Genomic DNA, 26605 nt, shown 5'->3' on the forward strand with positions numbered 1-26605 from the left:
TAAGTTATCGAAATAATTCGCTTTCTGTCACAAGATATATAAATAACATATCAAACCGGAATGGATGAAATAATTGCTACCATCAGCAAATCACTGAACTTACCGGGATAACAGGCTTTCATCCTCTTTCTTCCGTATGTCATCTATATGGGTAAGTCTGTTAGCATCTGTACCAACCAGACACATACCTTTTTTGTCCATTGCCCATACATGGCAACTCTTCCCTATATCTTCAGGTATCTTCTCTGAAGGTAATTCCCCCAGATCGATGCTGCAGGCTTTAAGCCCCGGATATTCGTCCGGGTTCAGTTCCATTATCGTAACTATTTTTTTTAGCAGTGACAGTAGTTCATGTATATCTTCACGGTCCCACATCCGTATTCTGCAACATATTAAGGGTAGAAGGGTCTTTGCAACTCCAGCGTTGGAAAGTATCTTATTTGCAAGACATATTGATGCATTGTCATATTTGACATTGTCATTTGGTCCTCTGAAACAGAATATCCCTTCACTGACCATTGCATTAAGATCCATTGGTTTTTCAGATCTGTTTATCGCACTTTCTACGGTCGCGATGTCAAAATCATAATCATCGGCAATTCTTTTGATTGCCTTTTCTATAACAATACCATTATCGATCATCCGGACACATCCATCTGGCAGGCATATCATACATCACCAGGCTGCCAGTAATCCATTTTTCCCACATCTGACGGTGTATTTATGTTGACAAAACTCTTAAGCTCTTTGTCTATCGATCTAATAATATCGGCATCCATGTATATGACATCATTCAAAGAGGATACCGGAGCAAGTATGCTCCTGTCCCCAAGCTCCAGAGAGGCTTCAATTGCCTCAAGCATGGTTTCCCTGCGATACACAGCATGCAGAGGCTCCTTGATACCGTATTGGCTTACGGGGATCAGGGCATCGTGCTCACCGACCATGTCAAACATCATATCTATAAGCCCTGCATTTATAAATGGCATGTCGCAGGCAACTACAAATACACAGTCTGTGCAAGCCTGCTCAAAACCTGCAAGCATCCCCGCAAGAGGACCTGCGTTCCTGATACTGTCAAGAACCACTTTCCTGTCTCTTAAATAAATAGAAAAATGTCGCAACTGGGACTCATCCCTTAGAGATACGATAACTTCATCGGATACAGTGTCCAGTATTTCCAGCGTACGCTCAAGCAAAGTTCTCCCTTCAAAGATCATAAGCGCCTTTTCCCTGCCATTAAGACGAGTCCCAAGTCCCCCGGCAAGCAGGAGTGAAGACCTGTTCATAGATGCAAGCCCCTTATATGTTCAGTTCTATGACACCATAAATGATTCAGGCCAGACCCCTCCTGCGCTCACTTCTGTACTCCTCAAGTATGGACTGGACCTGCCTGTGCTCCTTCTCACGGCGCCTTTCATCAGCAGTTTCCTGCCACTGCTCAATTGCACTCTCAAGTAGCTCCGGATCCACCGAGGCAAGGTCACCGACCCTGTTTATTGGTACTCCCTTCAATACAGGCACCCCTGCATCAAAGAAAGAATCAAGCGCAGCGTATGGCATATCTTCGCCTATAATGACCGCCCTGACTCCGGCCTCTATAAGCAGCGAGGCGGTCACCGGACCACCACCACTTGGCTTTTCGATAAATACCACATCATTTTCCTTTATACCGTAAAGCTCTATTGTCCTTTGTATTGCTTCCCTGGTAAAAGAAGAGATTATCTTTACAGGCAATCCTTCTCCCTTTATCTCCTTCTTACGTATCTGTTTCAGGCGTTTGTTCTGCCTGCGCTGGTTACGCAGGGATTTCCTTGTCCTGGCCAGTTCCTTATTGAGACGCTCTATTTCGCTATCCCTTATCCCTATCTCCTTTTCCCTGCGAACCTGCCTGTAAGTTGAATTCTTTATCTTATTGATGCGCAGTTCCAGCTTTTCGATCAATCTATCTTTCTGCCCGGCCTCATATTTCAATTCCGCAACATATTCTTTGAGTTGCTTTATCTGGGAATTCCTCTGGCTAAGCTCATCACGCAGTTTCTTTATGTGCTCATCCATATCAGAAGGCTCTTCTTTTATGGTTTCAGGTTCTGGTTTCACCTTTACCTGTATACGGGATTCAGAAGCCACCTTTTCAATTGCCTCATCTATCGGATCACCATTGATGACATGGAGTTTGATCCTCTCAGTATCAAGATATCTGGGTGCCTTTTTCTCCACCCTTGAAAATACGTTCTTGTATGCTTTATATGTAATAAGTGCCGCAGCAAGGGAATCTCTTTCATGATCGTTGGAATATCCGAAATGACGTGCCAGAGCTATTTTTTCATCAGCCCTGATCTCACCCCCGGGACTCCAGGGGACTGCATTAAAGCTGCGCCTTATCCTTTCCACTGCCGATGGCGTGGGATATACATCCGTGGCAACTATTGCAGGCTTACCATATTGGGCTATCGTCCTGACAACCTCATCATGAGAGATACCCCGTATGCTGTCAGAAAGGAGCAGTTCACCATCAAGAGAAAGGATGGCAATCCCTACAGTGGTACCTGGATCTATGCCTACAATGGTGTATCTTCTGCCAGCTTTTTTGAGGGGTATATATTGGATCTTGTCTCTTTCAACACTTTTCACGCTAACCTGGACATCGGCATTTGATGAAGGTTTGACTGGTACACTTTCACGTCTTGCATTTACCGTATATTCAGCTCTTACATAACCCCCGAAGCCTTCGGTGATGCGCTGGGAAAAAGTAAAGCCCGTTTCCCTGGAGAACTTGCGTAATATGCCCTCTATCTCCCTGCTCTTTTCCTTCACTGCTCCGTGTACTTTCCTGCGATACCTGTTCTGGCTCCATCCACCTCTGCCCAGTGAACGGGCACGGCTTACTTTAATTCGGGTTATATCCTCAAAAAGTGATACCTCAACACCCACGCCAAGACTGGCAAGTATAGCGCATGCTTCTGCTTCCTGGAGGGGATCGAACTGGTTTACGGAAAGACCGTGCTCCTGGGCCAGACGCAGCAGAGGTTTCTGGCGGACCCCGCCGGTGACCTGGACAAGTTTTGTATTGCCCGGAAGTCTTTCAAGGAGGCGTATCAGATCCTGCTTGTTTGGGGCAAGCTCAAAAATGTTATCAACGGCAATGTAATCCGGCCGGTCCTGGTTCAGCATACGGAGTATCCTGTGAAGGCGCAGCATAGTATAATGGCTTATTTCCCCGTCCCTGAGAACGGCAACTGCATACCTGGGAACTTCCTGTGCCCTTGAAGAGCCCTTTGCTATGTCAATGCCGTAAATAACCCCGTTTTGCATACACTTTATTTTATGTTGCTAATAAGATATATCTATGACTCAAACATCTGTGACTGCTGAAATGACTCCGAATCTTTTTTAATCCGGGACAAAACATCGTTTACATTCCTGTCGACCTTATATTTACGCCTGAAATGCTTAAGCACATTGCTTACATCCCTCTCCAGCAGCTCATCTGCATGCGGATGGGCTGTTTCTACAAACTGCGGCCAGTCAATGAACTGAACCCCATCTTCATTTACAAATATATTGTATTCACTGAGATCAGAGTGTATGTATCCTTTACCATATACCAGACACACCTGCCGCAGGATCTCATCAAGGAACCACTCAGGCTCCTCAAGCTTTGTCCTGTAGAGCAGGGTGCCCTTTGCAACATCCATTACAAGTGCATGGCGGTTGTTGTCAAGTAATCGGGGAACCGAAACATCCGGATACAGTTTCCTTATGATCTCAGCCTCTCTTTTAGCAGCCAGCCTTGCAGCATATATCCATGAGAAATGCTCCTTGTCCTCAAGATGGGAGCGCAGCCTCTTAACATTTTTAAAACTGGTCCTGCCTTCCCTGTGGAATTTCAGGATAACACCCTGCGGCTCACCAAGACCAAGTTCCGGCTCTTTTACAGCCTCATGGACCACAGATTCCTTCCCCACTCCTATCTCATCACCAATGGCACTGATGGTACCTCTTTTTACCAGTGTGTTAAGGGCCAGGGTATCGTAGCCATCAAAATATATCTGGTAACCTTCATATGGCTGGTTGGTCCCGATTACCATATTCTTCTTTATAAGTAACCTGAGCTTATACTCCAGAGAGGAATATGGAAGCCGGGTATACTTGAGCAACTCCTCCACGGGCACCCATTCAAAGTGTTTCATCCCTATCTCTATACCTGTGAGTATGCGCAGATCCTTACTGTCCAGTTCCCTGAATAACTTCACAACGTCGTCTATCATCTGAACTCCTAATTGATGGGATGGTTTAGATTGTTTGTGGTCGATAGAACAACATAATCCGGCTGCCACTTTATATGCAGACTGAATTTTTATTCCATACAAATAGATATTCTGATCCCGGAATTTGAGAGAAAGGAACGGCTGAACTAAAAAACATCATTACAAATAGATGTTTTACATAAAGCAGCTGAAAATAAGGATCGATCAGAATATATTAAAGATCAATGATTAATAGATAAATGTTAGAGATAAAAAAAATCAAATAAGATCCAGAATCAAATCCCGGTTTGATCCTGTGCTTCTTTTCCTAACTTCTGTCCAATGTTTCTTCCCAGTTCTTTTGCAGCTTCCATTGCCTCTGCCTGATCTTCGAAATTACTGATTCCTAAGGATTCAACTGTGGCATGCGGACCAAAGATCATTGAAAGACCGCTTGTTTGGCATTCGTTCCCATAGCCACATCTGACACATGGAATGTTGCCACGTATTTTTACCCCTCCAACAGGTTCCATTCCTTCTTCCATCATATAAAATATAATTGAATTCAAGCCATATTCAGATGCAGGAGGAAGCATTTCTGATCCTTCCGGAATTACATGCGTAACGATTGCACCACCGGGTTTGCCCTTCATGAAGCCATATTTGTGCCGAAGAGGATACAGTCGTTCTATGAAAGCTTTGGTCCTTGCATCCAGCGAGGAATATGGCGTATAACCTGCAATGATCAACGCATCTGCATTCTTTGCTTTTTCAGCTAATTCTATACCATCATCTTTGATCACACATACATTGGTATCCACACATTTAAGGCAGGCAAGGCATGGTTCAACCTTATGGTCCCTTAATTTGACCATTTCATAATCAAAACCGGTTGCTTCCAGAGCAGCTTTTAGTGCCCGGTCAGTGTTGCTGTTCCTTATTGGTGATCCTGAAACTCCAAGAACTTTCTTCCCAGTCATATTATCATGATCAAACATGAATTATAAGCATATATAGTTAAAGGGCATTCTAATGTACCTGGTCAGACTGGTATATTCCAGTAACCCACACATGCATTATAGCTATGATCCGGCAGAAGGCTGGTCAAATCTCTCCCATGCTTTTTCCTCAACCCGCCGGATGACCTCTTTAAGTGGTATTCCAGCCTTAACGGATACCTCGCGGCAATCCTCATACTCTGCAGATATATGCAGTATCTCACCGGTCCTGTCCTGGGCTATCTTTATGGCAACAGCAAATTCAATACCCTTTAACAGAACGTTCACCTTGTCCATCCGACGATCAGCAACAAAACGATGAGCTGTGGGGATAACCCGTATGCCAAGGGTTCCGGTCTCTTTCATTATCTCCCGGGCAATACGTTCGCTGTTCTGCGACCTTGTGATGACCTTGATAATATGGCCGGACCTGCCCTTCTTCATAATCGTAGGCGTGATCGTAACATCCCTTGCCCCTGCTGCAAGCAACCTGTCAAACAGGTTCCCCAGAACCTCGCCTGTCACATCATCAACATTGGTTTCCAGGACCTCGATATTATCCCTGGTCAACATGTCACTTGTTTCCATGAGCATGGTGCGCAGCACATTGGGGTCTTCAGTCTGGGCATCCCCGGCTCCGTAACCTACTGCAAGGACCTTCCCCCGGGGGATGTTTTCTACAGGCTTGGCAAAATGTGTAAGCAGAGCTGCACCTGTCGGTGTCAGTAATTCCCTGTTCCCGGAACCATACGTAACAAGGTTGCCAGATCTGAGTATCTCAAGGGTCGCAGGTGCCGGCACAGCCATGTAACCGTGGGCAGCTTTTACCCTGCCTCCCCCAAGATTCACCGGCGTGCAGAATATGGCATCAACGCCAAGCTCATGCATAGCTGCACAGGAACCTATAACATCCGCAAGGGCATCGTTCTGCCCTACCTCATGGAAATGGATATCCTCCAGAGACTCACCGTGTACCTTTGACTCTGCATGGGCCATGATGGCAAAGACATCCAGAGCACTCTTCCTGACCATCGCAGGGAGTCCTGCAGATCGTATGATATCCACAAGTTCGTGGTAATGCCGTGTATGCTCCTCATGGGCTACGTGTACATGCACGTCAACAGCATCGATACCTTTCTTATTTACCCTGGCAACAGAGACCGACACATCAACGGCTGATTCTATTATCTCGCATACCTTAGAACTGTCAGCACCAAGACTGATAAGACTCCCAAGTATCATGTCTCCGGCAGCACCTGAAAAAGGATCGAATATAAGGGATCTCATTTTATCATTCCAGGACCTGGTTTTTAAAGGTAAACAGGAACATCACCTTTAGCTTATCCTCTGATATTTTTTTCCATGTTCCTTGCTTCTGCAACCTTGTTGGCTATCCTTGCCGCAAAGGACCCTGCAACAAACCCTGCATCTATGTTCACCACAGATAGCACGGAGCATGACTGCAACATAGACAGCAATGCTGCCTCTCCCTTTGCCCCGGCCCCATATCCGGTGGACACAGGCAAGCCGATAACAGGAACATCAACAAGACCTGAGACAACTGTGGGCAGTGTACCCTCTCTTCCTGCCGCCACAACAATAGAGTCAGGCTTTTTTTCCTGGAGTTTATGCATCTCACCTATCAGACGGTGGAAACCTGCAACCCCAACATCATAGATTGCAATGGTATCACATCCCATCTCAGATGCCACCATCCTTGCCTCTTCCGCAGCATCGATATCTGCTGTACCGGCTGTGATGATCCCAACAACACCTCCTGTTCTTGGAGCCGGGGTGCCGTTATGGACGACAGCGGCAGTTGAATGCAGGTCCCATTCAAGTTCATCAGGCCTGAAACTTAAAGCCAGCATTTCCCGGTGTCCGGCCCCAAGCCTTGTGATAAGCACCCTGCCTGTGGCTGTAACCTGTGCCTTTGCTATCTCCACGACATCTGCAGGTTCCTTGCCCTCAGCAAGTATGGCTTCCATTATTCCTGTGCGATGCTTACGGAAAATATCAACTTTGGCAATATCTGTGACAGGCACATAACCCATGGAACGAATCAGGGATTCCGCTGTTTCCATATCCGTTTCGTCATTTTTCAGCTTGTGTAATATGCTTTTAAGGTCCATTTTTATTCATGTCTACTTTGGATGAACTGATATTTAAGGCTAAATGAAGAACTGAATAGAAAACTATAATATGGATAAAATGTTGTTGCAATTATGGAAGGACCTTTAGGGAAATTATACAGCATTCCAGCATCCATATTGATGGTAATAGGAATTGGGATAAGCGCTTTCCTTTTCTACAGCCTTATGAAGGCAGCGGAAAGCGGGAACCTTGTGTTGGTTATCTTGCTTGCCATAGCAATATCAATAGTGGCTATAGTTATAAGCAGGGCAATCAAATTCCAGAAAATGAAGGATTGGTGAAATAACGATCCCATTTCTATTTCATCCTTCTTCTTGCTTCCTCTACTTCATCGATAATACCCGGATACTCCCTGAACATTGAAAGAATGTCAAGAGCAGCTACAAGATCAACAACACCTATTGCACCGATAGCATTTCCCTCCATCGTCCTGATCGGAGCAACTACAACAGACTTACCTTTGTAGACACCCTCTTCAGGCACAGTCCTTATGCTTGTGTTTGTGCTGATAACCTTTTCCAGGACAGGACCTGTATAGTCCCTGTCAACAATGATCCCCCTTTCCATCCGGATACCTTTGCAGTTGGCACTACGAATGGTTGTTGGTATACCCAGTAGAGTATGTACCATAATAGCTATGGGTTCCAGATCCTGTGATGTGGAATCTGCACATATCCTCAAACAAACCTTGCCATCGGATTCTTCATTGTCTATCATTTTAGGTCACCTTCTTCCTCCTTATCCTTCTTTTCCTTACCTGATACCTGAAATTAGTACTTGTGGAATGAACACTATTTGTCGTATCTGACGGATGTGATGTATTCATGGGCGGATATAGCTGCAACCGCACCATCAGAGACAGCCGTGACAACCTGCCACACAGAAGTCCTGCGGCAGTCACCGGCGGCGAATATCCCGTCCGCTGAACTTGCCAGCTGCTCGTTGGTCCTGATAAAACCCACATCTGTTTTATCGACATCCACCATTGAAGTATTTGGATCGATGCCAACATAGATGAACACACCATCAATGTTCATTTCCGTGATTTCATCAGTTTTCAGGTTCTTCAGGACAACCTTCTCAACAAGGTCCTCGCCCTTGATCTCCTGTACAACGGTATCCCAGATGAAACTGATATTTTCCTTTTCAGATGCTCTTTTCTGAAGCAGTGAGCATGCACGCAGCTCATCACGCCTGTGAATTACATAAACCCTGTCCGCAATGTCTGCAAGGATAAGGGCATCGGTAATTGCAGAATCACCGCCACCTACTACTATCACTTCCTGACCTGCAAAGAACGGTCCGTCGCATGTGGCACAGTAGGAAACGCCTTTTGTCAGCAGCTTTGCCTCACCCGCAACTCCAAGACGTTTGGGATTTGCACCTGTGGCAATGATAACTGCAAGCCCTTCCAGTTCACCGTCATCGGTCACAACAATTTTCCTTCCATCTTCATCCCTGACAGAATTTACACTGGCATTTTGTATAATGACCCCGGTCTCTTCTGCATGGATCCTGAACTTCTGCATAAGCTCCATCCCCGATATAGACGGGAATCCCGGATAGTTCTCTACCCTGGTTGCAGTGGATATCTGGCCAGGAACAACATTCTTTTCCAGAACAATGGTGTTCAGACCGTAACGAACACCGTAGATAGCCGCAGTAAGTCCGGCAGGTCCACCACCTATGATGATCAGATCATACATCGCCATCAACCATCAGTTTATAATGTTACTTGCCTGTTCTTTATCAGGAACCCCTACAAATGCCACCTTATCATCTATGATGGTCGTTGGTATGGAACGGATCTTGAACTGCTTTGCAAGCTCCTTTCCTTGGGGAGTGTCCAGCTCTACTTCCTCGTACTCAAAATCATACTTTTCTTTCAGATCCCGCCATAATTTCTTTGCTGTAGGACAAAAGTGGCACCATTCAGAATGAACCAGAGTAACCTTTACCATATTATTCCACACTCCTTTTTATTCTCAATATTCTTCAATATTCTATTAGTTAGGAGAGTATATCAAATTAATGACGATGCTGAACAGATATGACCAGTGCATATCCCTTAAGAGAATCCTTTTGGAAAATCTGTTCTACATATCCTGGTTCAGTAAAAAGAAGAAAGGTACTGAGGAAATATATGAGTTAAGTATAATATTAATGAAGGAAGTATACCAATAAAGAAAAGAAAACGGAGAATGTAAATGGCAAGATATTCCATCGAAGAATTTGTAAGCAACACAGGACAAAAAGACCTGGGTCAGGGTAAGTTCGAACTTGAACGTGACAGGATGCTGGAAATCAACCTTAATGGCCGTGTGTGGATGAAGAAGGGTGTCATGGTTGCATATCTGGGAGATGTTAAATTTACACGTGAGGGTGTGCTTGAACACGGCCTGGGAAAGCTTATGAAAAAAGCTGTCACAGGAGAAGGTGTCTCTCTTACAAAAGCCGAAGGCTCAGGGAAAGTATACCTGGCAGATAGTGGCAAGAAGATATCCATAATAAACCTGAACAACCAGTCCATATACGTGAATGGAAATGACCTTCTGGCTTTTGAGGAAAGCATCAGCTGGGATATAAAGATGATGCGAAAAGTTGCAGGCATGATGTCAGGAGGGCTTTTCAACGTGAAACTGGAAGGTACCGGAATGATAGCCATTACAACACATTATGATCCCCTGACGCTTATGGTCACAAAGGACAGGCCGGTTTTCACTGATCCAAATGCAACTGTTGCATGGTCCGGAAACCTGATGCCAGACCTCAAGACAGATATATCGCTGAAGACCTTTGTGGGCAGGTCAAGCGGAGAAAGCATCCAGATGGCTTTCAACGGAGAAGGTTTTGTTGTTATACAGCCATTTGAGGAAATACCCTATGTAACTCCGGTAGCATAATATCTTCTTATTTCACCGTTTCTTTTTTCATCCTTTTGTGATACACTCATAACTGACAGAAGCCCTGCAAAGTCTGGGAACCTCGCCCCACATACCCATATACTCACCCTGGATGACAATCGCACCTTTTATATCAGGGATACCCTGCAGCACATCAAATGATCGTTCTACAGCCTCTTTACCAATGCCTGTGGCATTGCCCAGGGCCGTGGCTGCTGAATCGGCCAGTGATACATTGTCGGAAAATACAACAGCTGCATCGGCCATCCCGAAACTTATGGAAGGACCCACACTGCCCGAAGAAGTACATACCCCGGTGATATTATCCCGGGGAGCTATGGCAAAGCCAATGTCCTTCAAAGGAGAATTACCGGCATATATACCCACCATTACCGGACGGTCGTTGATTATCGCCATATCTCCACCATTATCCACTATCGCAAAAGTTGCGCCTTTATCTGCCATAGCCTCCACTGCAAGTGCCGAGATCGTACCTGCAACGGCACTCATGGGACCTATCCCCATGATATTCCCGGCTTCTGCCATCCTGCGGACAACTTCAGGGAAATCACCATTCAGGTCATATGGCTCCAGAGTAGTGCGGAAAAAAGGATCTGAAGCTATGAAGGTTTCAAGCTCCCTGCGATGCATTATAATGGACTCACGGGCAGCTTCAATATAAATGGGATCATCTGCCTGAATGGTGACGATGGTTTCTTTCAGCCTGAACTGTTCTTTCATGATAGATCTATTTCATGGTAAAAATGAAAAGAAGTATCTTTTCTCATCACTTATTGTTCCCAAGGGACAGCGCATTGTGAGGACACATATCCACACATGTACCGCACTGGATACACTTTGATTCGTCCACAGTTAAACTGAAATCATCATCCAGAGAGAACACCTTTGTAGGGCAGACAGAAACGCATGCACCGCATTCAACGCATTCGTTCTCATCCCACTTTATGGGAGTATCCAGTTTTGTGACCTTTGCACCTTTATTGGTAAGGGATTTACACATCAGCTCGAATCTATCCTCGTCCACATCAGCAACTACCTCACCATGGGAGCGGTCAAAATGTGCCTGGGAGATGTTAAGGAGAACTCCGGTCTCAAGTATTGATTCCGCCATTATGGGCTTTGTGAGTACATCACTGGAGATATAGATCTTGATCTTCAAATTCATGACCTCCTGGCAAACAGTTTACTAATGTCATCACTTGTGATCATACCTATGATATGCATGTCCCTGTCGATCACCGGCATTGCGGAAACAGCATTCTGGTCCATTCGGCGTGCAACCACTGCCACACGCTCATCAGCACTGGCTGTTATGACCTTACGGGTCATTATATCCTCCACAAGATCGAACTTGTTCTGGGAAACCGCCTTTGATATATCCCATGCAGTTACTATTCCTACAAGATTGTTGCCGGAACTGACAACAGGAAGATGATTAAAGGCAGTATCCATTATGGTCTTTGCTGCATCATAGACACTTGCATCCTTTGAGATCGTTACAATATTGACTGCCATTATATCGGAAACCAGGGCTATGCCTTCTGTCTGCTTCATGGGTTTTGCAGACACGTCCTTTGGAAGCCTTTCAACAGGCATTGAAACAAAGAACTCTCCTCTTAAGATCCATTCCTTCAGCTCGGATGCAATATGCCTTGATCTTTTGAAACTTGACAGGGACGATGTTGGTACATCATTCCCGTTGATCTCAACACATCCGCTACGTAGCTGTGCATATGTCACATCAACAAGTGCCGGCCTGTCCCTGCTTGGGATCCCATAATCAAGGATCTTTGTAGTGACATCAGCATCACTTATGGCAGTAGCCTGAGCAATCTGCTCGTTTAGTATGGGTATCGGTACACCCATGCCAACATAAAGGGAGGTACCATAACCTGTGAAGTTGGCAGCTCTTATATAATCAGGGCTCATCTGCTTAAGGTCACCCTGTAACATAAGGGTCCCAAAGCCACCACCTGAGGAATGCTGGGTGCCCGGGCCTACTATGTACCCCTGGGCACCTCCCAGGAATATCCTTGTCCCTGTACCGATAGTAAGATAATCCGGATCATTTGAAAGCGGGGAAAGGACACCGGCACCCGAGTAAGTGACGTTGCCAAAAGAAGGAAGCAAAGTCCCCATATAAGTATGCATGGTACTCTTTGTGCTGTTGGTAGCAGCATTGTATTTCTGGTATGCGTTGCGGGGATTCATCATTATGGCCTGGTTCATATCTTCAAGACTCAGGTTCGTATCAATTATCTTGCGTGGATAACAGTCAGTGCCATGGGAGACTGCATGCAGATGAACCGACTTGCCCCTGATAAGATCCTCAATTACATGGGCACCACCATAATCCATACCCAGCGAATCGGATAACTGGGTCGCCCCTATGAAAGCATCCACAGCCGCAACACCCGTATAGGCTTCTACATCGTTCAGGAAAACTTTCTGCATCTTAATAGGAGGTTCCGAATGACCGAAATTCAACCATACACCGGATGAACACATAGCACCGAAAGTACCGGTAGTTACCACATCAACTTCCTGTGCAGCACCTTCTGCACCAAGTTCACCAACAATGTGGACCATCTCCTCCGCAGTGACTACATTGACACTTCCATCCCTTATTTTGCTGTTGATCTCATGAATTGTTCTTTTAACCATTCGATTACCTCTGAATCATAAAATGTAATTTTTTGGCACCTACCTATATATCACTTGTGATAATCCCCTGTAAAGAGGTGTATACAGCAAGCCATGTATGCCCTTTATAGTTGCACCATTCAGCAAATGCGACCAAAGATACGGCCAAACCTTTGGTAAGCAAAACAAAATATTGGTCGCAGTCATTCGATATTTACAGAACGGGATACACCCAGCTCCTTGATATCCATGACCACTTCAAGGACACCATTGCGATAAGTTGCCTTTGCAGTGTCGGGATCGATGCTTGAAGGAAGCTCGATATTTTCGGAATAAGAAAAATCATCATTCTTTGCTTTAAACGTAAGCATGGTTTCAGTGACATTCAGTACCACATCCGTCTTTTCCACACCCGGCAACTCTGCAGTCACATGTACCTTATCATCGATTTCAAATACATCTATCAGAGGTTTCCTTTCATTTACCCTGAACTGCTGCATATCGGACTCAAAGTCCTCATCTTCATCATCAGGAAAAATGTTCCCGAATTCCCTGATCTCAGGTTCTTCACCGGGATTGCGGGTCACTGAAAAACCATAGAAGAATGGTTGCTTTTCAAGATCACCGAGGTTGATCCCGAACCTGTCCATCATATGCTCTATGATATCTTCAATATCCGTAAAGTTACCTTCATCAAAGAGATCATCAAAAAATCCTCGCTTTTTCCTTTTATCAGCCATTGGTAAACTCCGCTTTGCTAGATAGATGATATTGGCAGTATTTATCTTTTGGCAACTATTTCATCCTTTTGGATTATCCAGGAAAATTGACACTGTAAGCAAAAACACAGGCAATCAAAAATCGGCAATCAATACTTATATTAAAATAATCAATGATATTTTAGTATTAATAATACAAGTGAGTGACACAGGATGCAAATGCAATCTTTTATTGTTCAGAACTTCATAGGCAAAGACGTTGCTGTGTATTGTGGAGGGATCCTTACATTCAGGGGAAATGTGAAAGCATGTAATGACGGAGTTCTGACACTTGAAATTACAGACCAGCGGTATTCACATATATCTGTCAGTAAGATAATCACAATTCGAAATGATTAGCTTACCGACAATCTGTAACAGCTCTGCAGGCATCCTTATTCATTGAATGACCTATATACTTATTTAAAAGGCGATGTGATGAACAATGAAAATGGACTATGATGCTTTTGTGATAGGTACCGGAGTAGCAGGTTCTTCCGTTGCATACAAGCTCAGAAACAGCGGTATGAAAGTTGCTGTAGCTGACAAAGAGAAATATGGCGGAACATGTGCATTCCACGGATGCGTACCAAAAAAGATACTTACCGGAGCAGCTGAGATAATTGATGCCTGTAACAGGATGGAGGGCAAAGGTACAAAATGCCACGAAAAGCTTGAATGGCCTGCAATCATTGATTTCAAGGAAGATATCGTAAATTCCCTGACCGGCACGAAAGAGAAGGCTTTCAGGGATGCAGGAATAGATACATACCATGGGAAAGTGAGTTTCCATGACAGGAATACACTGGCAGTTGACGGTAAACTGATATCTGCAAGGTATATCATCGCTGCTGTAGGGTCAAGGCCAAAGACCATTGGCATACCAGGAGCTGACTATCTGACAACCAGTGATGGGTTCCTTGACCTGGAAGAACTTCCTGAAAGGATAATCTTTGCAGGTGGTGGATACATCTCTTTTGAATTTGCACACATCGCCGCAAGGGCCGGGGCGGATGTTACAATTATTCACAGGGGAGAGGACATTCTGAAGAACTTTGATCCGGACCTTGTGAACATACTGGCAGATGCATCTGAAAAAGCAGGCATCAGGATACATACCGGAAAGGAACTGGCAAGGATAGAAAAAAGCAATGATTCTCTTGTAATTACAGTCTATGACGGGAAAAGCCAGAGTGATGTCATATATGAATGTGATATGATAGTCCACGGACTGGGAAGGGTTGCTGCCATCGATGGACTTGAGCCTGAAAAAGGGAATGTGGATATCGAAAAAGGCGGGATAGCTGTCAATGAGTATCTGCAAAGTGTTTCAAATCCTGCCGTATATGCTGCAGGCGACTGCATACTTCCCGGACCGGCTCTTACACCCACTGCAAGCCTTCAGGCAAATGTTGTCGTATCCAATATACTGGAAGGGAACAAAAATACAGCAGACTACAGGGAAATAGCCTCGGCCGTATTTACCATACCAGCCCTTGCGGCAGTGGGGATAGCGGAAAAGCAGACAACTGAGAGGCACACGGTCATATTCAATGACATGAGCAGATTCTACTCATCCAGGAGAACTAACCTCGGACATGCCGCGTCCAAGGTGATCATCGAGAAAGATACAGGGAAGGTAGTAGGAGCACATCTGATCGGCCCGGATGCAGAAGATACTATCAACCTCTTTGCACTGGCTATCAGTGCAGGACTTACCGCAGAGCAGGTCAGGAAAGCCATGTACGCATACCCTGCAAGCAGCTATGATGTCAGATATATGGTGAAATGAATACATATTCATTTAGTGTTCTTGTTCATTTATTGTAGTTTCTTCAGATATATTCCGGGGAAGGTCGAAAGAAGGAAGCCGCAGAGATAGCAGAGACACAATAAAGATGATTATCGCTGAGACTATGAAAGCCCCGCTTCCAAGGAGCTCATAGATAAAACCACCGCCTATGAGTCCCAGGATACTGGCAATGCTCACAAAACTTCCTGAGACTCCCTGGACAAGTCCCTGATTCTCCTTGCCTGCAAGTTTTGATAGCATCGACTGGATCGATGGCCACATAAAACCATTACCAACTGCAAAAAGTACTGCTGCTGCATATGTCAGATATGTGTTACCAAATGACAGCAGTACAAAGTTGCTTCCAAGTACAATACTTCCCGATATTATCAAAAATGTGTCAGAATACCTTTTGGAAACGTATGATAGTAGCGGACCCTCAACTATCACAAGCATGATGCTCAGGAAAGAAAAGAAGAATCCCAGTTCTGCAATGGTCCACTGCAGGTCATTTGCCGCATGTACCGGGAAGGCTGTATAGAATGTATTGAACCCAAGGAAAATGAGGAAGTATATAAGGAACATGTAAGGTATGTGCTCCAGATCCATCACGTCCCTGAACTTCTGCTTTTTTACTGCGCTTATATCCGGACAGCCTCCGGGCTTTTCAGGACCTGACGATGGTTTCTCAGCGTTGATATCTGTCTGTGCCTGCAGGCCGCATCTGAGGGACTCAGGCACATACAATGCTATCAGGATAGTACCTGCCAGGGATATGAGAATGGCAGCAAGCACGGGAAGGGCTTCACCATATATTGTCACACTGAGAATACCGGCAAGTGCGGGTCCGACTATGAAGCCAAGATTTGTGGAAACAGACATTTTTCCAAAGTTCTTGCTCCTGTCCTTATCCTCGGTAATATCGGCAATATAGGCATTGGAAACGGAAACGTTACCTCCGGTAAGTCCGTCAAACCCCCTTGCAAGGAAAATAAGAAGCAGTGGTACAGTAATTACGAAACTGCCCAGGATGCCGGAATTTACATCTGCCAGTGCAACTGCCGGCACAAAAAGAGCAATGAAAAAGATGATCCATGAAAGAAGCGTACCTGCCTGACTGAGAAAAAGGACTTTTTTCCTGCCATAGATGTCTGACCATCGACCCAGCAAAGGTGAACCTATCAGCTGGAAGAAAGGATACATTGAGGAAATTATGCCATATATCAGTGCATTGCCGCCAAATCGCTCAACAAGAAAAATAAGGAAAGGGAGGACTAAGCTTAACCCCATGGTACCGATGAAGTTCACCAGGAGGAGCGGATAGATAGAGATACTTTTTACTTCTGTGCCCGGCATTTATGAATATTTTTAGGGTGCAGATACTATATGATATTATTGTAGCCCTGGAAGATAAGAATATGCAAACGATTAATTTTGATAAGACCCTTAAACTTAGCCATGAAAGAACTATACCTTACTGACTGTTACCTTAAAGAGTTTAAAGCAACTGTTGAAAGTGTTAAAGATGATAAATTCGTAGTACTTGACAGAACTGCATTCTATCCCAATTCCGGAGGTCAGCCTCATGATACCGGAATGCTTGTCAGGGAAGACGGAGCTGAATTTCCTGTGACCTATGTAGCTAGATCTGAAGGCAGGATAAGCCACGAAATTGCAGCTGCCGGACTGAAGGCAGGCGATAATGTGAAGGGGATCATAGACTGGGACAGAAGACACCTGTTCATGCAGTATCATACTGCCTGTCATATACTGAGTGCCATTATACACAACGAGACAGGAGCAAAGATATCAGGCAACCAGCTGGGAGAAGATAAGACCCGTGTGGATTTTAACCTTGAGGATTTTGACAGAGAGCTGATCAAATCGTATGAAGCTAAGGTCAACGAGATAATCGATCGTAAGATACCTGTTAGCATTGAGATAATGCCAAGAGATGAGGCATTGAAGATACCTTCTGTTGTAAAGCTCATGGATGCATTTCCTCCTGAAATAGAAGAGATAAGGATAATCCAAATCCCGGGAGTTGACACCCAGGCATGTGGCGGCACCCATATAGCAAATACAGGAGACATACCCCATATAGAGATAATCAAGGCCGAGAATAAGGGGAAGAACAACAGGAGAGTCTATTTCCGTTTCGTGGATAATTGAACAGGTAGCTATTTGTGGATATCAGGATTGAAGAGAGGAACGGAAATATGGACCACAGTGCCTGCACCTTCCTCGCTTTGAACCTCTATTGTTCCTGAGTGCAGTTCAGCTATGTTCTTTGCCAGATACAGACCCAGCCCGTTGCCTCCGTAGATACGGGTTGCAGAACCGTCTACCTGGTAGAACCTCTCAAATATGCGGCCCATGCACTTTTTGGGAATGCCTACGCCATGGTCGCTGATAGCTACATGCAGGCTTTTTTCATCCTGATGCATCGATATTGATACTTCTGAGCCTTTTGGTGAGAATTTAATGGCATTGTCAAGAACATAGACAAAGAGATATTTCAGGAATTCACAATTCCCATATACAAGGGACAAGTCGTGGGAATAATCTTTGTTCATACTTATGTTCTTTTCCTCTACCCTCATGGAAAGGCTGTTTATGGCATCATCAAGTACATCTTTCAGGTGGATGGGAGAGAACACGTGATATTTTTCAAAGTAGAGTGAATTCATGTTAAGCAAGGATTCTATCAGATGTTCCAGGCGCTCTGAATTTGAAACAATGACTTTCATACACTGTTTTTGCTTTTCATCAAGCTCACCCAGAAGTCCTTCATAAATGACTTCACTGTATCCTTTGATGGATATAAGCGGAGTTTTAAGTTCATGGGTGATGTTTGCTACGAACTCATCTTTCATCCTGTCCAGTGATTTGAGCTCTTCATAGGCTTTTCGGGTCTCATCCAGAAGACGGATATTCTCAACGGTTATGCCGACCTGGCGACCCACATTACCCAGTATCTCAAGGTCGGAACCGGAAATAAAATCATCTCGCCCCGGGAATAACAATATGAACCCTGCAAGCTCTTCACGTGAGACTATAGGAATATAAACCAACTTCCCGATATCTTCTGATACGAACTCTTTCAGGCTACCACCGATGTCATCAGTGGTTCCGGTTATCCACGTGCATTTCATATCAGGCATGGCCTGGAACATAGGATCTTCAACGTGTATACTGTTGATTTTATCTTTCATATGATCGTTTATACCGTTTGAAGAGCAAAGTCTGAAACAATTGTCCTTTGAAGAGAGCAGATAAATGGAGCCGATATTGCATTCTACGTAAGAGTTTATTTCCTTCAGGATATCTCCCAGAAGATCCTGCATTTCCAGAGAGCTTGCGGCTATCAGGGCAGTGGACTGGAGAATGAGAAGATTACGGTTTTTTCTATGAAGGTCCTCCTCTGCAAGTGATTTATCAGTAATATCCTGGGTAGTGCCCTGGAAAAGCAACTGTTTTCCTTCGTTGTCCCAGGTTACTTCACCAAGGGAATGAAGAATACACATCGATCCGCTTTTCCTGATAACCCTGGTCTTTACATCGAATTTATAACCCGGAATGGAAAGTGCCTTTTCAACACAAGAATTGAATAAGGCCCGGTCATCGGGGTGTATCAGCTCCAGATAGGTACTCCTGTCAATGCTGATCTCATCAGGCAAAAAACCCATGATACGGTACATTTCCTCTGACCAGAAATGTTTTTTTGTACGCAGATCAATCTCCCAGCTTCCCGTATGTGATATCGCCTGTGCCCTGGCCAGCCTTTCCCTGTGTTTTAACACGGATTCTTCAGCTTTTTTCCTTTCTATGCTGTCAATGAAAATATCACCGATTATCCGCATCAGTTTAATGTAATTAGGAGACCAGGTCTTTTTCCTTCCGGATGAATCGAATCCCATATATCCGATGAGTTGCCCGTTGGAATGCAGGGGTATGGAAAGTGCAGACAAAATGTCTGCTTTTAGTAAAGCATTCTTTTCCTTGCTTGCAGAAGAAGGTAATTTTGATACATCAGATATGTAAATGATTCCTGAAGATTGCAATTCCTCCATCCACCAGGGAAAATCCGTGCCTGGGTAAATATCGGTGTCATCTGTTCCAATGTTTTCTGCACGCCAGCTGTATATAATATCATTCTGGAATCGGCCATGGGAGAAAAGTACCAGATAACTTCGATCCACTTCTGCAAATTCAGCTATATTCTTAAGAGAGAGCTTAATCCCTTCATCTATTCCTTCTGATTTCTTGCCGATGAAATGAGAGGATGTCTCTGCAACGATATTCTCAAACCTTAACTGCGAAAGAAGCTCATTTTCAGCAGACTGGCATTTTCGGGCCATTTTCGAGACGCTCATGCCAAACAGAACTAAGCCGACAAAGACAAAGAACCTTAAATAGGAATCCTGGATTAATTCCTGTTGCGTTGGAGAAAAGGGCAATATGCTGGTTGTAAATAATGTATGTACTATGTAGGCATCCGCAATCCAGAACAGGATAGCAAAAGATAGTGATAGCGATAATATTATTATGTCTTTTCTCATATACAACCCTGCTATGAAAAAAAAACTATATTTTGGCTTTTATAAGAGTCTGATTCAATTTTTACCGGTGTTTAAGGCTAATATCAGATATTTTATATATATGTTCCTATTTATTCCGGGAAAAAAGGCAGAATTAAAGACTATTGAATTTTATGGTGGTAAGTATTTAAGTTTTTGAAGAGACAAGTATATGTAAAATGGCGCATTTGAAAAGCAGGTTAAAATAGCTTGAAAGAAGCTATGCAAGCATCGGGGCATATGTAGAAAAAGATATAACCGCATTAGCCCTTAACCATATAAACCAATATGCGCAATTACCTATATTGCACTTATACTGCGGAGACATACAAAATGAAAGTACTAGTTAGTGATCCATTATCAGAACAGGGATTAACGATACTTCAGCAGCATTTCACGGTTGATGTCCTTAAAGGGCTTTCAGAAGAGGAACTCGTTGAGAAGATACCCGAATATGATGCACTTGTGATTAGAAGCGGAACCCAGGTTACAAGAAAGGTCATTGAGGCTGCCGACAGGATGAAGATCATTGGCAGAGCCGGAGTAGGTGTGGATAATGTGGATGTGGAAGCAGCAACAGAAAAAGGGATCATTGTAGTCAACGCACCTGAAGGGAACATGCTCTCCGCTGCAGAACATACTATTGCAATGATGATGTCCCTTGCAAGGAACGTCCCACAGGCAAACGAGTCTCTCAAGTCAAAAAAATGGGAACGCAGCAAGTTCATGGGTGTTGAGGTCAATGGAAAGATCCTTGGTGTTATCGGTCTTGGCCGTATTGGTGCTGAGGTGGCCAGAAGAGCACAGGGACTTAACATGACCATCCTGGCATACGACCCCTTCGTTTCGGAAGAAAGGGCCAAGGAAATGGGAGTCCGGATGATGTCAGTGCATGATATCGTAAAGCAGGCGGACTTTATAACTGTTCATACCCCTCTCACAAAAGAGACCAGGAACATCATCGATGCAGAAGAGTTCGCAATGATGAAAAGCAACGTCAGAATTATCAATTGTGCACGTGGAGGAATAATCAATGAAGAAGCACTTGCAGATGCACTGAACAGTAAAAAAATAGCAGGTGCTGCAATTGATGTATTTGTCAGCGAACCACCTTTTGACAGTCCGCTCCTTGAATGTAAAAACCTTATAGCTACACCCCACCTTGGCGCCTCGACAGAAGAGGCACAGATAAATGTGGCTGTTTCAGTTGCCGAAGAAGTGGTTTCCGTGCTTGAGGGAGGAACTGCGAAGAACGCCATAAACATACCATCGGTCAAGCCTGAGGTAATGACCATGCTTGCGCCTTATATCCAGCTTGCTGAAAAAATGAGCAATGCATGTGCTCAGCTTCTGGGTAAGAACTATGAGAAGATGGAAATATCATATAACGGCGACATTGCAGAAAAGGACATACGTCCTGTCACCGTTGCCGCAATAAAAGGAATGCTCCAGTTTGCACTTGGCTCTGCTGTCAACTATGTCAATGCCGGGGCCCTGGCAAAGTCAAGAAAAGTGGATGTCGTTGAAAGTAGATCAGAAACAACTGAAGAGTTCAGTTCAACAATAAAAGTAGAGATCATAATGGGCGAGGATAAAGCATCAATTGCCGGCACGGTGGTAGGTGGTAAAGGTAAGATCATCGCTGTCAATGAGGAGCGCGTCGATATGGTGCCATCCGGCTATCTCATAGTGGCAAAGCATGTCAACAAACCCAATGTGATCGGACCCTGCTGCATGGCACTTGGTAAGAACAACATCAACATATCCGGTATGCAGGTCGGAAGGGCAGATATAGGCGGAACGACTATAATGGTCCTTAACGTGGATTCAGAGGTACCCGAGCCTATTCTGGGAGAGATGCGGGCAGTTGAAGGAATAATAGACGCAAAGCTCATCAAACTTTAAGCTCTGCAAAGTAGCTTCTATTGAAAAAGAAAAGGATGGTAGCAATTGAATATGATGCGAAAACGCATATATCACCGGTTTCCACACAGAACTGTGGAATTTGAACAGAAATATCGCTACCATTCAGACCTTCCTTTTTTTGTCAAGGTAATGGCGAATATGGATGGGAAGTTTGGCATGTTCGTTACAGAATCCGTCACCCAGAGAGGACACCGCATACAGGCAAAAAGGGAAATTAGTGTGGAAGTTGTCACCAATGGAATTGATTTTTCCCCTCTGAACTATGATTCTGTGGATGAGGTACTGGAAACCCTTGAAAAAGAGGGGATCATGGATTTCAGGATACATCTGAGGTACAGTTATCTTGACGGAAAGTACAATCGTGTACCTTTCAGGGGAGATATTTATCTTGTGAGGGCCATTCTTGAGAATGAACTGCTGGTGCTCCAGATCAACCATATTGACGGTCCTAAAAGAACAGAATGTGGCAGGGTTGCCGATACTATCATTGATGAGCTTCGCAGAGGTTCATGATGGATGAGTTGATGCTGGTGACCGCAACCCCTTTCAAACGAAACAACAAGGATTCCCTGTCCATCAAGGATTTTGAATTCGCACTTTCCTTTGACCTTAAATGGATGGCACCCGATCTTGCATCGAAGATAAGGGACAGGGCAATAGGAGCAAACCTGTTGAAATTCGATGGGAAGGGGCTTGTGCCTAATTTCGACATCCGGAAAATAGATGTACCTCATGCTTTCCGGCCTTCTGACTCTATATTCACTGAAAGGTCTGTCATCGAGGACATAATTGCACTGATAGTGGCCAACTGCGGAAAGAATGCAAGGGAAGTGACAGCACTTATCAATAGTAAACAGGAGCAGCTTGGGGACCTGGTGGATATAGAAGTTGCCGGGCTGCTTACGGCAAAGGAAACAGGCTGTAACATTGAATCCCTATATGAAAGAGTTTATGGCAACGTGTTTGGCAAAGCAGATGAACCTTCATAATCTTTATGTACTATTAATGTTATTCACACACCAGTCTGATTTTACAGGCGATCATGCTCTTACTTAACTGGCACCTTACGGATGTTCGAACGCATTCAATGCGTGAGTGAGACATACTCTTGCGGAGGAACATTATGAGCAAGAATACAAAAGTAAAAATCGAAAGGAAGACAAATCCCCGTACTCCTGTGCTCATTGCAGCACTTAAGGAAGGGGCACGTCAGAACGAAGTCGCTATCTGGAGAGATGTGGCTCAGAGGTTGGAAAAACCTGGAAGGAACTACGCGCAGGTAAACCTCAGTAAGATCAACAGGTACGCAAAGGATGGAGAGACTGTCCTTGTTGCAGGCAAGGTACTGGGCTCAGGATTACTTGATAAAGCAGTCACTGTAGCAGCATATAATTTCAGCGTGACTGCAATGGAGAAGATCACAGACCTTGGCGGCAAATGCCTGACTATCGAGCAGATGTTGGAAGAGAACCCTAAAGGGTCCGGGATCAGAATCTTACAGTAGGTGAAGAAGATGACAATTATCGATGCAGAAGGACTCATTCTTGGAAGGCTTGCAAGTACTGTGGCAAAGAAGTTGCTTGCCGGGGAGAAGATAGAGATCATCAATGCTGAAAAGGCAGTGATCTCCGGTTCAAAGTTCACCACATTAAGGGAATATGAAGAGACATTGGTAAGAGGTAAGCCGGAGTTTGGACCATATTTCCCGAAAAGACCGGACAGGATCCTCAAAAGGACGGTCAGGGGAATGCTCCCCTACAAGCGTGCAAGGGGAAGAGATGCAATGTCCCGCCTGAAGGTTTATGTTGGCATCCCGATGGAACTCAGCAATAAGGAAGCCGTAAAGATAGAAGAGGCAAGCATGGACCGTCTGAGCTCAAACAAATACCTCAGACTTGGCGATGTCAGCAAGAAACTGGGTGCTAAGTTCTAAGAAGGAGGAAGATTATAATGTCCGTTAAAGTTGTAACCTCATCAGGTAAGAAGAAAACAGCCATTGCGCGTGCAACTGTGAAGAAGGGAACCGGAAAGGTGCGCATAAACAAAAAGCCACTGGAGATATATGACCCTGAGTTCGCAAAACTGAAGATCGTTGAGGCAGTTATGCTTGCAGGCGATATTGCTGAAAGTGTAGACATAGATGTAATTGTCAAGGGCGGAGGGATCATTGGCCAGGCAAATGCTGCAAGGACCGCAATTGCCAGAGGTATTGTTGACTGGACCAACGACACAAATCTCAGGGACAGTTATATGGCATACGACCGCAATCTCCTGGTAAATGACTCCAGGCAGAAGGAAACAAAGAAGTTTGGCGGACCCGGTGCACGTGCCAGATATCAGAAATCATACAGGTAGGCAATGAAACATGATACCAGTTCGATGCTTCAGCTGTGGAAAAGTTGTCTCAAATCATTGGGAAGAGTTCAAGCAGCGTGTTAATGAAGGAGAAGATCCGGCAGCAGTGCTCAATGACCTTGGAGTCACACGATATTGCTGCAGAAGGATGATCCTTTCACATGTCGGGCTAGTAGATACTCTTGCACCATACCAGTAAGGGGCCGTAGGGTAGCCTGGACCATCCTTCGGCGTTCGGGACATATGTATATTGTATGCGAAACACGCCGGAACCTGAGTTCAAATCTCAGCGGTCCCATACCCTTTTTAACAGGGTGTGCTGGAAATGAATTGTTTACGACCTCATTCGGAGGGATTCCGGATAAAATTATTTATTATGTTTATCATTGACCGCATTAATGGCTATTCATACAGGATGACTTTTTGGAAGCAATAGGGGTAGCTATCAATAAATGAGCTGTGATATTTCCACGTGATTTTAATTAGGTGATCTATTGACTGCAGAACACTATACCAGGTATGAAAAGGCGAGAATCGTTGGTGCAAGGGCATTGCAGATCTCAATGGGAGCTCCGGTGCTCATCGATGATCCAAGCATGAACTCATTATACCTTGCCAAGAAAGAATTCGAACTCGGGGTTATCCCGATTACTGTTAAAAGAAATAATGCTAATTAGGTGATTTTATGGATTCTACAGAAGAAACTACAATTAATGAAGTTAATACACCAACAGAGACGACATCAGATATGGGTGAAGAGGCAAAGACAACATCACTCGTACCAATTGATGAGTATCTTGCCGCTGGTGTGCATATTGGTACCCAGCAGAAGACAGAGAACATGATGAAATTCGTCTACCGTGTAAGGACAGACGGTCTTTATGTACTTGACATACAGGCAACCGATGAGAGGATCAGGCTCGCTGCAGCATTCCTTTCAAAATATGATCCAAAAAGGATACTTGTAGTATCTGCAAGACAATACGGACAGTTCCCTGCAAAGATGTTCGCAAAGGCCATTGGTGCAAGGTCCATGGTAGGAAGGTTCATTCCCGGAATACTCACAAACCCAAAGATAGAGAATTTCTATGAACCTGACGTAGTTATCGTTACTGACCCTACAGGAGATGCACAGGTCATCAAGGAAACCGTTAATATCGGAGTACCTGTTGTGGCACTTTGTGATACAAATAACATGACATCCAACGTAGACCTTGTTATCCCCACCAACAACAAAGGAAGAAAGGCACTGTCCCTTGTATACTGGTTACTTGCAAGGGAGATATCAAAGGCCAATGATTCAATGTTCACTTACGAACTTGAGGATTTCGAATCCGGAGTATGAACTGACAGTACCTTGTGAAGCATACTACATATATCAAGAACCCTTATAGGATAATGGGGTGATCAGTAGTATGAGACAGACTACCGTTGCCGGTCAGTTCTACCCGTTAAACACTAAGAACCTGAAGAAGGAACTGGGCAGATGCTTTAAGGAAGTTGCCATTTCTGAAAGGCAGCTTCTTGGCGCTGTCGTCCCTCATGCAGGGTACACATATTCGGGTGAAGTGGCAGCACATGCATATGCACTGCTTCCGAAAGCAGATACCTATGTACTCTTTGGGCCCAACCACACAGGTTATGGCACACCCGTGGCATTGTCACAGGACATGTGGAGTACGCCTTTGGGAGTAATCGAAACTGACAGGGATATTGGAAAGCTGCTTGCCGGAACCATCATAGACTTTGATGAGCTTGCACATCATTTTGAACATTCGATTGAAGTTCAGATACCCTTTTTACAGCACAGGTTTGGCAGTGATTTCAGAATACTTCCCATCTGCATGGGACTTCAGGATGAGGAGACTGCAGTTGAGGTAGGCAAGGAAGTTGCCAGAGCTGCCAGGGAATCAGGAAAGAAAGTAGTGTTCATTGCATCAAGTGATTTCACTCACTACCAGCCAGCCAGCGTTGCCCGGGAGAATGACCATTATCTCATTGAAGCCATACTCAGAATGGACATTCCAGGATTTTACAGGCGCAGGGAGGAAAGGAATATCTCAGCATGCGGCTTTGGCCCTATTGCAGCAATGCTGTCAGCTACAATAGAGTTTGGTGCAAAACACGCATCATTAATAAAATATGCAACAAGCGGTGATGTAACCGGAGATATGTCAGGAGTTGTAGGATACGCGGCCATCACGGTGGAATAAGGGAAATACAAA

Annotated in this window: 31 protein-coding genes and 1 tRNA gene; 16 read left to right on the forward strand and 16 right to left on the reverse strand. The window is 44.6% G+C overall.

The genetic code is table 11. From position 1 onward, the window contains the following. Window positions 1–99: 99 nt before the first annotated feature. From V7O64_RS04575 to larB, 7 genes are all read right to left on the reverse strand, one after another. On the reverse strand, window positions 100–672 hold the full coding sequence (locus tag V7O64_RS04575) for a hypothetical protein (RefSeq protein ID WP_407356846.1): 573 nt from the start codon (window positions 670–672) through the stop codon (window positions 100–102). Further along, window positions 669–1289 (reverse strand): molybdenum cofactor guanylyltransferase, encoded by a 621-nt coding sequence (locus V7O64_RS04580; RefSeq protein WP_407356847.1) that lies wholly within the window; start codon window positions 1287–1289, stop codon window positions 669–671. The genes V7O64_RS04575 and V7O64_RS04580 overlap by 4 nt, the downstream gene beginning before the upstream one ends. A 46-nt stretch (window positions 1290–1335) precedes the next feature. Next, window positions 1336–3315: a DUF460 domain-containing protein gene (locus V7O64_RS04585; protein ID WP_407356848.1), complete on the reverse strand. Its 1980-nt coding sequence runs from the start codon at window positions 3313–3315 to the stop codon at window positions 1336–1338. A gap of 32 nt (window positions 3316–3347) precedes the next feature. Continuing rightward, window positions 3348–4271, reverse strand: a complete 924-nt coding sequence (locus V7O64_RS04590; RefSeq protein WP_407356849.1) for a serine/threonine-protein kinase RIO2 — start codon at window positions 4269–4271, stop codon at window positions 3348–3350. Between the two features lie 275 nt (window positions 4272–4546). Further along, window positions 4547–5230 (reverse strand): flavodoxin family protein, encoded by a 684-nt coding sequence (locus V7O64_RS04595; RefSeq protein WP_407356850.1) that lies wholly within the window; start codon window positions 5228–5230, stop codon window positions 4547–4549. Between the two features lie 102 nt (window positions 5231–5332). Further along, the gene (gene larC, locus V7O64_RS04600) at window positions 5333–6535 is read right to left on the reverse strand and encodes a nickel pincer cofactor biosynthesis protein LarC (protein ID WP_407356851.1); all 1203 of its coding nucleotides are present in this window, start codon (window positions 6533–6535) and stop codon (window positions 5333–5335) included. A 53-nt stretch (window positions 6536–6588) separates the two neighbouring features. Beyond that, window positions 6589–7380 carry a nickel pincer cofactor biosynthesis protein LarB gene (gene larB, locus V7O64_RS04605; protein WP_407356852.1) on the reverse strand — a complete coding sequence of 264 codons (792 nt, stop codon included), beginning with the start codon at window positions 7378–7380 and terminating at the stop codon, window positions 6589–6591. Between the two features lie 93 nt (window positions 7381–7473). Here larB and V7O64_RS04610 point away from each other — a divergent pair, with 93 nt between their 5' ends. Next, a complete protein-coding gene (locus tag V7O64_RS04610; RefSeq protein ID WP_407356853.1) occupies window positions 7474–7683 on the forward strand; it encodes a hypothetical protein in 210 nt (69 codons plus the stop codon). Between the two features lie 16 nt (window positions 7684–7699). On the opposite strand, the gene V7O64_RS04615 is transcribed toward V7O64_RS04610, so the two are convergent. From V7O64_RS04615 to V7O64_RS04625, 3 genes are all read right to left on the reverse strand, one after another. After that, window positions 7700–8119: a DUF2111 domain-containing protein gene (locus tag V7O64_RS04615; RefSeq protein WP_407356854.1), complete on the reverse strand. Its 420-nt coding sequence runs from the start codon at window positions 8117–8119 to the stop codon at window positions 7700–7702. A 74-nt stretch (window positions 8120–8193) separates the two neighbouring features. Further along, window positions 8194–9108 (reverse strand): thioredoxin-disulfide reductase, encoded by a 915-nt coding sequence (trxB, locus tag V7O64_RS04620; RefSeq protein ID WP_407356855.1) that lies wholly within the window; start codon window positions 9106–9108, stop codon window positions 8194–8196. Between the two features lie 12 nt (window positions 9109–9120). Further along, window positions 9121–9363, reverse strand: a complete 243-nt coding sequence (locus tag V7O64_RS04625; RefSeq protein ID WP_407356856.1) for a glutaredoxin family protein — start codon at window positions 9361–9363, stop codon at window positions 9121–9123. A 246-nt stretch (window positions 9364–9609) separates the two neighbouring features. On the opposite strand from V7O64_RS04625, the gene V7O64_RS04630 reads away from it, so the two are divergent. Then, window positions 9610–10305: an AIM24 family protein gene (locus tag V7O64_RS04630; protein ID WP_407356857.1), complete on the forward strand. Its 696-nt coding sequence runs from the start codon at window positions 9610–9612 to the stop codon at window positions 10303–10305. Between the two features lie 27 nt (window positions 10306–10332). On the opposite strand, the gene V7O64_RS04635 is transcribed toward V7O64_RS04630, so the two are convergent. From V7O64_RS04635 to hsp20, 4 genes are all read right to left on the reverse strand, one after another. Then, window positions 10333–11046, reverse strand: coding sequence for a UPF0280 family protein (locus V7O64_RS04635; protein ID WP_407356858.1), 714 nt, complete (start codon window positions 11044–11046; stop codon window positions 10333–10335). 46 nt (window positions 11047–11092) lie between these two features. Beyond that, window positions 11093–11485, reverse strand: a complete 393-nt coding sequence (locus V7O64_RS04640; protein WP_407356859.1) for a 4Fe-4S binding protein — start codon at window positions 11483–11485, stop codon at window positions 11093–11095. Between the two features lie 2 nt (window positions 11486–11487). Further along, window positions 11488–12990 (reverse strand): homocysteine biosynthesis protein, encoded by a 1503-nt coding sequence (locus tag V7O64_RS04645; RefSeq protein WP_407356860.1) that lies wholly within the window; start codon window positions 12988–12990, stop codon window positions 11488–11490. Between the two features lie 182 nt (window positions 12991–13172). After that, entirely contained in the window at window positions 13173–13709 is a 537-nt protein-coding gene (gene hsp20, locus V7O64_RS04650) for an archaeal heat shock protein Hsp20 (protein WP_407356861.1), read from the reverse strand. 198 nt (window positions 13710–13907) lie between these two features. Between hsp20 and V7O64_RS04655 the strand changes: the two genes are divergently transcribed. Then, entirely contained in the window at window positions 13908–14087 is a 180-nt protein-coding gene (locus V7O64_RS04655; RefSeq protein ID WP_407356862.1) for an MM0924 family protein, read from the forward strand. Window positions 14088–14178: 91 nt separating this feature from the next. Further along, on the forward strand, window positions 14179–15519 hold the full coding sequence (locus tag V7O64_RS04660; protein ID WP_407356863.1) for a dihydrolipoyl dehydrogenase family protein: 1341 nt from the start codon (window positions 14179–14181) through the stop codon (window positions 15517–15519). A gap of 12 nt (window positions 15520–15531) precedes the next feature. Here the strand turns inward: V7O64_RS04660 and V7O64_RS04665 are convergent, their stop codons facing one another. Further along, window positions 15532–16875, reverse strand: a complete 1344-nt coding sequence (locus tag V7O64_RS04665) for an MFS transporter (RefSeq protein WP_407356864.1) — start codon at window positions 16873–16875, stop codon at window positions 15532–15534. Window positions 16876–16977: 102 nt separating this feature from the next. Between V7O64_RS04665 and alaXM the strand changes: the two genes are divergently transcribed. Next, window positions 16978–17691, forward strand: coding sequence for an alanyl-tRNA editing protein AlaXM (gene alaXM, locus V7O64_RS04670; RefSeq protein ID WP_407356865.1), 714 nt, complete (start codon window positions 16978–16980; stop codon window positions 17689–17691). A gap of 8 nt (window positions 17692–17699) precedes the next feature. Here the strand turns inward: alaXM and V7O64_RS04675 are convergent, their stop codons facing one another. Continuing rightward, complete coding sequence (locus V7O64_RS04675) at window positions 17700–19895, reverse strand: ATP-binding protein (RefSeq protein WP_407356866.1); 2196 nt, start codon at window positions 19893–19895, stop codon at window positions 17700–17702. Window positions 19896–20432: 537 nt separating this feature from the next. On the opposite strand from V7O64_RS04675, the gene serA reads away from it, so the two are divergent. From serA to V7O64_RS04730, 11 genes are all read left to right on the forward strand, one after another. Beyond that, entirely contained in the window at window positions 20433–22004 is a 1572-nt protein-coding gene (gene serA, locus V7O64_RS04680) for a phosphoglycerate dehydrogenase (RefSeq protein WP_407356867.1), read from the forward strand. Window positions 22005–22097: 93 nt separating this feature from the next. Continuing rightward, entirely contained in the window at window positions 22098–22538 is a 441-nt protein-coding gene (locus V7O64_RS04685) for a hypothetical protein (protein WP_407356868.1), read from the forward strand. Further along, a complete protein-coding gene (locus tag V7O64_RS04690) occupies window positions 22535–23014 on the forward strand; it encodes a DUF2240 family protein (protein WP_407356869.1) in 480 nt (159 codons plus the stop codon). Before V7O64_RS04685 ends, V7O64_RS04690 begins: the two co-directional genes overlap by 4 nt. Window positions 23015–23148: 134 nt before the next feature. Then, window positions 23149–23529, forward strand: a complete 381-nt coding sequence (locus tag V7O64_RS04695) for a 50S ribosomal protein L18e (RefSeq protein WP_407356870.1) — start codon at window positions 23149–23151, stop codon at window positions 23527–23529. A 9-nt stretch (window positions 23530–23538) separates the two neighbouring features. Further along, a complete protein-coding gene (locus V7O64_RS04700; protein ID WP_407356871.1) occupies window positions 23539–23958 on the forward strand; it encodes a 50S ribosomal protein L13 in 420 nt (139 codons plus the stop codon). Between the two features lie 17 nt (window positions 23959–23975). Then, window positions 23976–24380: a 30S ribosomal protein S9 gene (locus V7O64_RS04705; RefSeq protein WP_407356872.1), complete on the forward strand. Its 405-nt coding sequence runs from the start codon at window positions 23976–23978 to the stop codon at window positions 24378–24380. Between the two features lie 10 nt (window positions 24381–24390). Beyond that, a complete protein-coding gene (locus V7O64_RS04710; protein ID WP_407356873.1) occupies window positions 24391–24579 on the forward strand; it encodes a DNA-directed RNA polymerase subunit N in 189 nt (62 codons plus the stop codon). After that, window positions 24580–24678, forward strand: a tRNA-Pro gene (locus V7O64_RS04715). 196 nt (window positions 24679–24874) lie between these two features. Further along, window positions 24875–25057 (forward strand): DNA-directed RNA polymerase subunit K, encoded by a 183-nt coding sequence (locus V7O64_RS04720; protein WP_407356874.1) that lies wholly within the window; start codon window positions 24875–24877, stop codon window positions 25055–25057. 71 nt (window positions 25058–25128) lie between these two features. Beyond that, window positions 25129–25725, forward strand: a complete 597-nt coding sequence (gene rpsB / locus V7O64_RS04725; RefSeq protein WP_407357260.1) for a 30S ribosomal protein S2 — start codon at window positions 25129–25131, stop codon at window positions 25723–25725. A gap of 70 nt (window positions 25726–25795) precedes the next feature. Further along, complete coding sequence (locus tag V7O64_RS04730; RefSeq protein WP_407356875.1) at window positions 25796–26593, forward strand: MEMO1 family protein; 798 nt, start codon at window positions 25796–25798, stop codon at window positions 26591–26593. The last annotated feature ends 12 nt before the right edge of the window (window positions 26594–26605 follow it).

Source organism: Methanolobus sp. WCC5 (genome assembly GCF_045690325.1).
GTDB lineage: Archaea > Halobacteriota > Methanosarcinia > Methanosarcinales > Methanosarcinaceae > Methanolobus.

Excerpts from the sequence above, each read along its gene's own strand:
- V7O64_RS04575 (WP_407356846.1), bottom strand. The coding sequence starts at position 672 with ATGATATGCCTGCCAGATGGATGTGTCCGGATGATCGATAATGGTATT.
- V7O64_RS04580 (WP_407356847.1), bottom strand. The coding sequence starts at position 1,289 with ATGAACAGGTCTTCACTCCTGCTTGCCGGGGGACTTGGGACTCGTCTT.
- V7O64_RS04585 (WP_407356848.1), bottom strand. The coding sequence starts at position 3,315 with ATGCAAAACGGGGTTATTTACGGCATTGACATAGCAAAGGGCTCTTCA.
- V7O64_RS04590 (WP_407356849.1), bottom strand. The coding sequence starts at position 4,271 with ATGATAGACGACGTTGTGAAGTTATTCAGGGAACTGGACAGTAAGGAT.
- V7O64_RS04595 (WP_407356850.1), bottom strand. The coding sequence starts at position 5,230 with ATGACTGGGAAGAAAGTTCTTGGAGTTTCAGGATCACCAATAAGGAAC.
- larC (WP_407356851.1), bottom strand. The coding sequence starts at position 6,535 with ATGAGATCCCTTATATTCGATCCTTTTTCAGGTGCTGCCGGAGACATG.
- larB (WP_407356852.1), bottom strand. The coding sequence starts at position 7,380 with ATGGACCTTAAAAGCATATTACACAAGCTGAAAAATGACGAAACGGAT.
- V7O64_RS04610 (WP_407356853.1), top strand. The coding sequence starts at position 7,474 with ATGGAAGGACCTTTAGGGAAATTATACAGCATTCCAGCATCCATATTG.
- V7O64_RS04615 (WP_407356854.1), bottom strand. The coding sequence starts at position 8,119 with ATGATAGACAATGAAGAATCCGATGGCAAGGTTTGTTTGAGGATATGT.
- trxB (WP_407356855.1), bottom strand. The coding sequence starts at position 9,108 with ATGTATGATCTGATCATCATAGGTGGTGGACCTGCCGGACTTACTGCG.
- V7O64_RS04625 (WP_407356856.1), bottom strand. The coding sequence starts at position 9,363 with ATGGTAAAGGTTACTCTGGTTCATTCTGAATGGTGCCACTTTTGTCCT.
- V7O64_RS04630 (WP_407356857.1), top strand. The coding sequence starts at position 9,610 with ATGGCAAGATATTCCATCGAAGAATTTGTAAGCAACACAGGACAAAAA.
- V7O64_RS04635 (WP_407356858.1), bottom strand. The coding sequence starts at position 11,046 with ATGAAAGAACAGTTCAGGCTGAAAGAAACCATCGTCACCATTCAGGCA.
- V7O64_RS04645 (WP_407356860.1), bottom strand. The coding sequence starts at position 12,990 with ATGGTTAAAAGAACAATTCATGAGATCAACAGCAAAATAAGGGATGGA.
- hsp20 (WP_407356861.1), bottom strand. The coding sequence starts at position 13,709 with ATGGCTGATAAAAGGAAAAAGCGAGGATTTTTTGATGATCTCTTTGAT.
- V7O64_RS04655 (WP_407356862.1), top strand. The coding sequence starts at position 13,908 with ATGCAATCTTTTATTGTTCAGAACTTCATAGGCAAAGACGTTGCTGTG.
- V7O64_RS04660 (WP_407356863.1), top strand. The coding sequence starts at position 14,179 with ATGGACTATGATGCTTTTGTGATAGGTACCGGAGTAGCAGGTTCTTCC.
- V7O64_RS04665 (WP_407356864.1), bottom strand. The coding sequence starts at position 16,875 with ATGCCGGGCACAGAAGTAAAAAGTATCTCTATCTATCCGCTCCTCCTG.
- alaXM (WP_407356865.1), top strand. The coding sequence starts at position 16,978 with ATGAAAGAACTATACCTTACTGACTGTTACCTTAAAGAGTTTAAAGCA.
- V7O64_RS04675 (WP_407356866.1), bottom strand. The coding sequence starts at position 19,895 with ATGAGCGTCTCGAAAATGGCCCGAAAATGCCAGTCTGCTGAAAATGAG.
- serA (WP_407356867.1), top strand. The coding sequence starts at position 20,433 with ATGAAAGTACTAGTTAGTGATCCATTATCAGAACAGGGATTAACGATA.
- V7O64_RS04690 (WP_407356869.1), top strand. The coding sequence starts at position 22,535 with ATGATGGATGAGTTGATGCTGGTGACCGCAACCCCTTTCAAACGAAAC.
- V7O64_RS04695 (WP_407356870.1), top strand. The coding sequence starts at position 23,149 with ATGAGCAAGAATACAAAAGTAAAAATCGAAAGGAAGACAAATCCCCGT.
- V7O64_RS04700 (WP_407356871.1), top strand. The coding sequence starts at position 23,539 with ATGACAATTATCGATGCAGAAGGACTCATTCTTGGAAGGCTTGCAAGT.
- V7O64_RS04705 (WP_407356872.1), top strand. The coding sequence starts at position 23,976 with ATGTCCGTTAAAGTTGTAACCTCATCAGGTAAGAAGAAAACAGCCATT.
- V7O64_RS04710 (WP_407356873.1), top strand. The coding sequence starts at position 24,391 with ATGATACCAGTTCGATGCTTCAGCTGTGGAAAAGTTGTCTCAAATCAT.
- rpsB (WP_407357260.1), top strand. The coding sequence starts at position 25,129 with ATGGGTGAAGAGGCAAAGACAACATCACTCGTACCAATTGATGAGTAT.
- V7O64_RS04730 (WP_407356875.1), top strand. The coding sequence starts at position 25,796 with ATGAGACAGACTACCGTTGCCGGTCAGTTCTACCCGTTAAACACTAAG.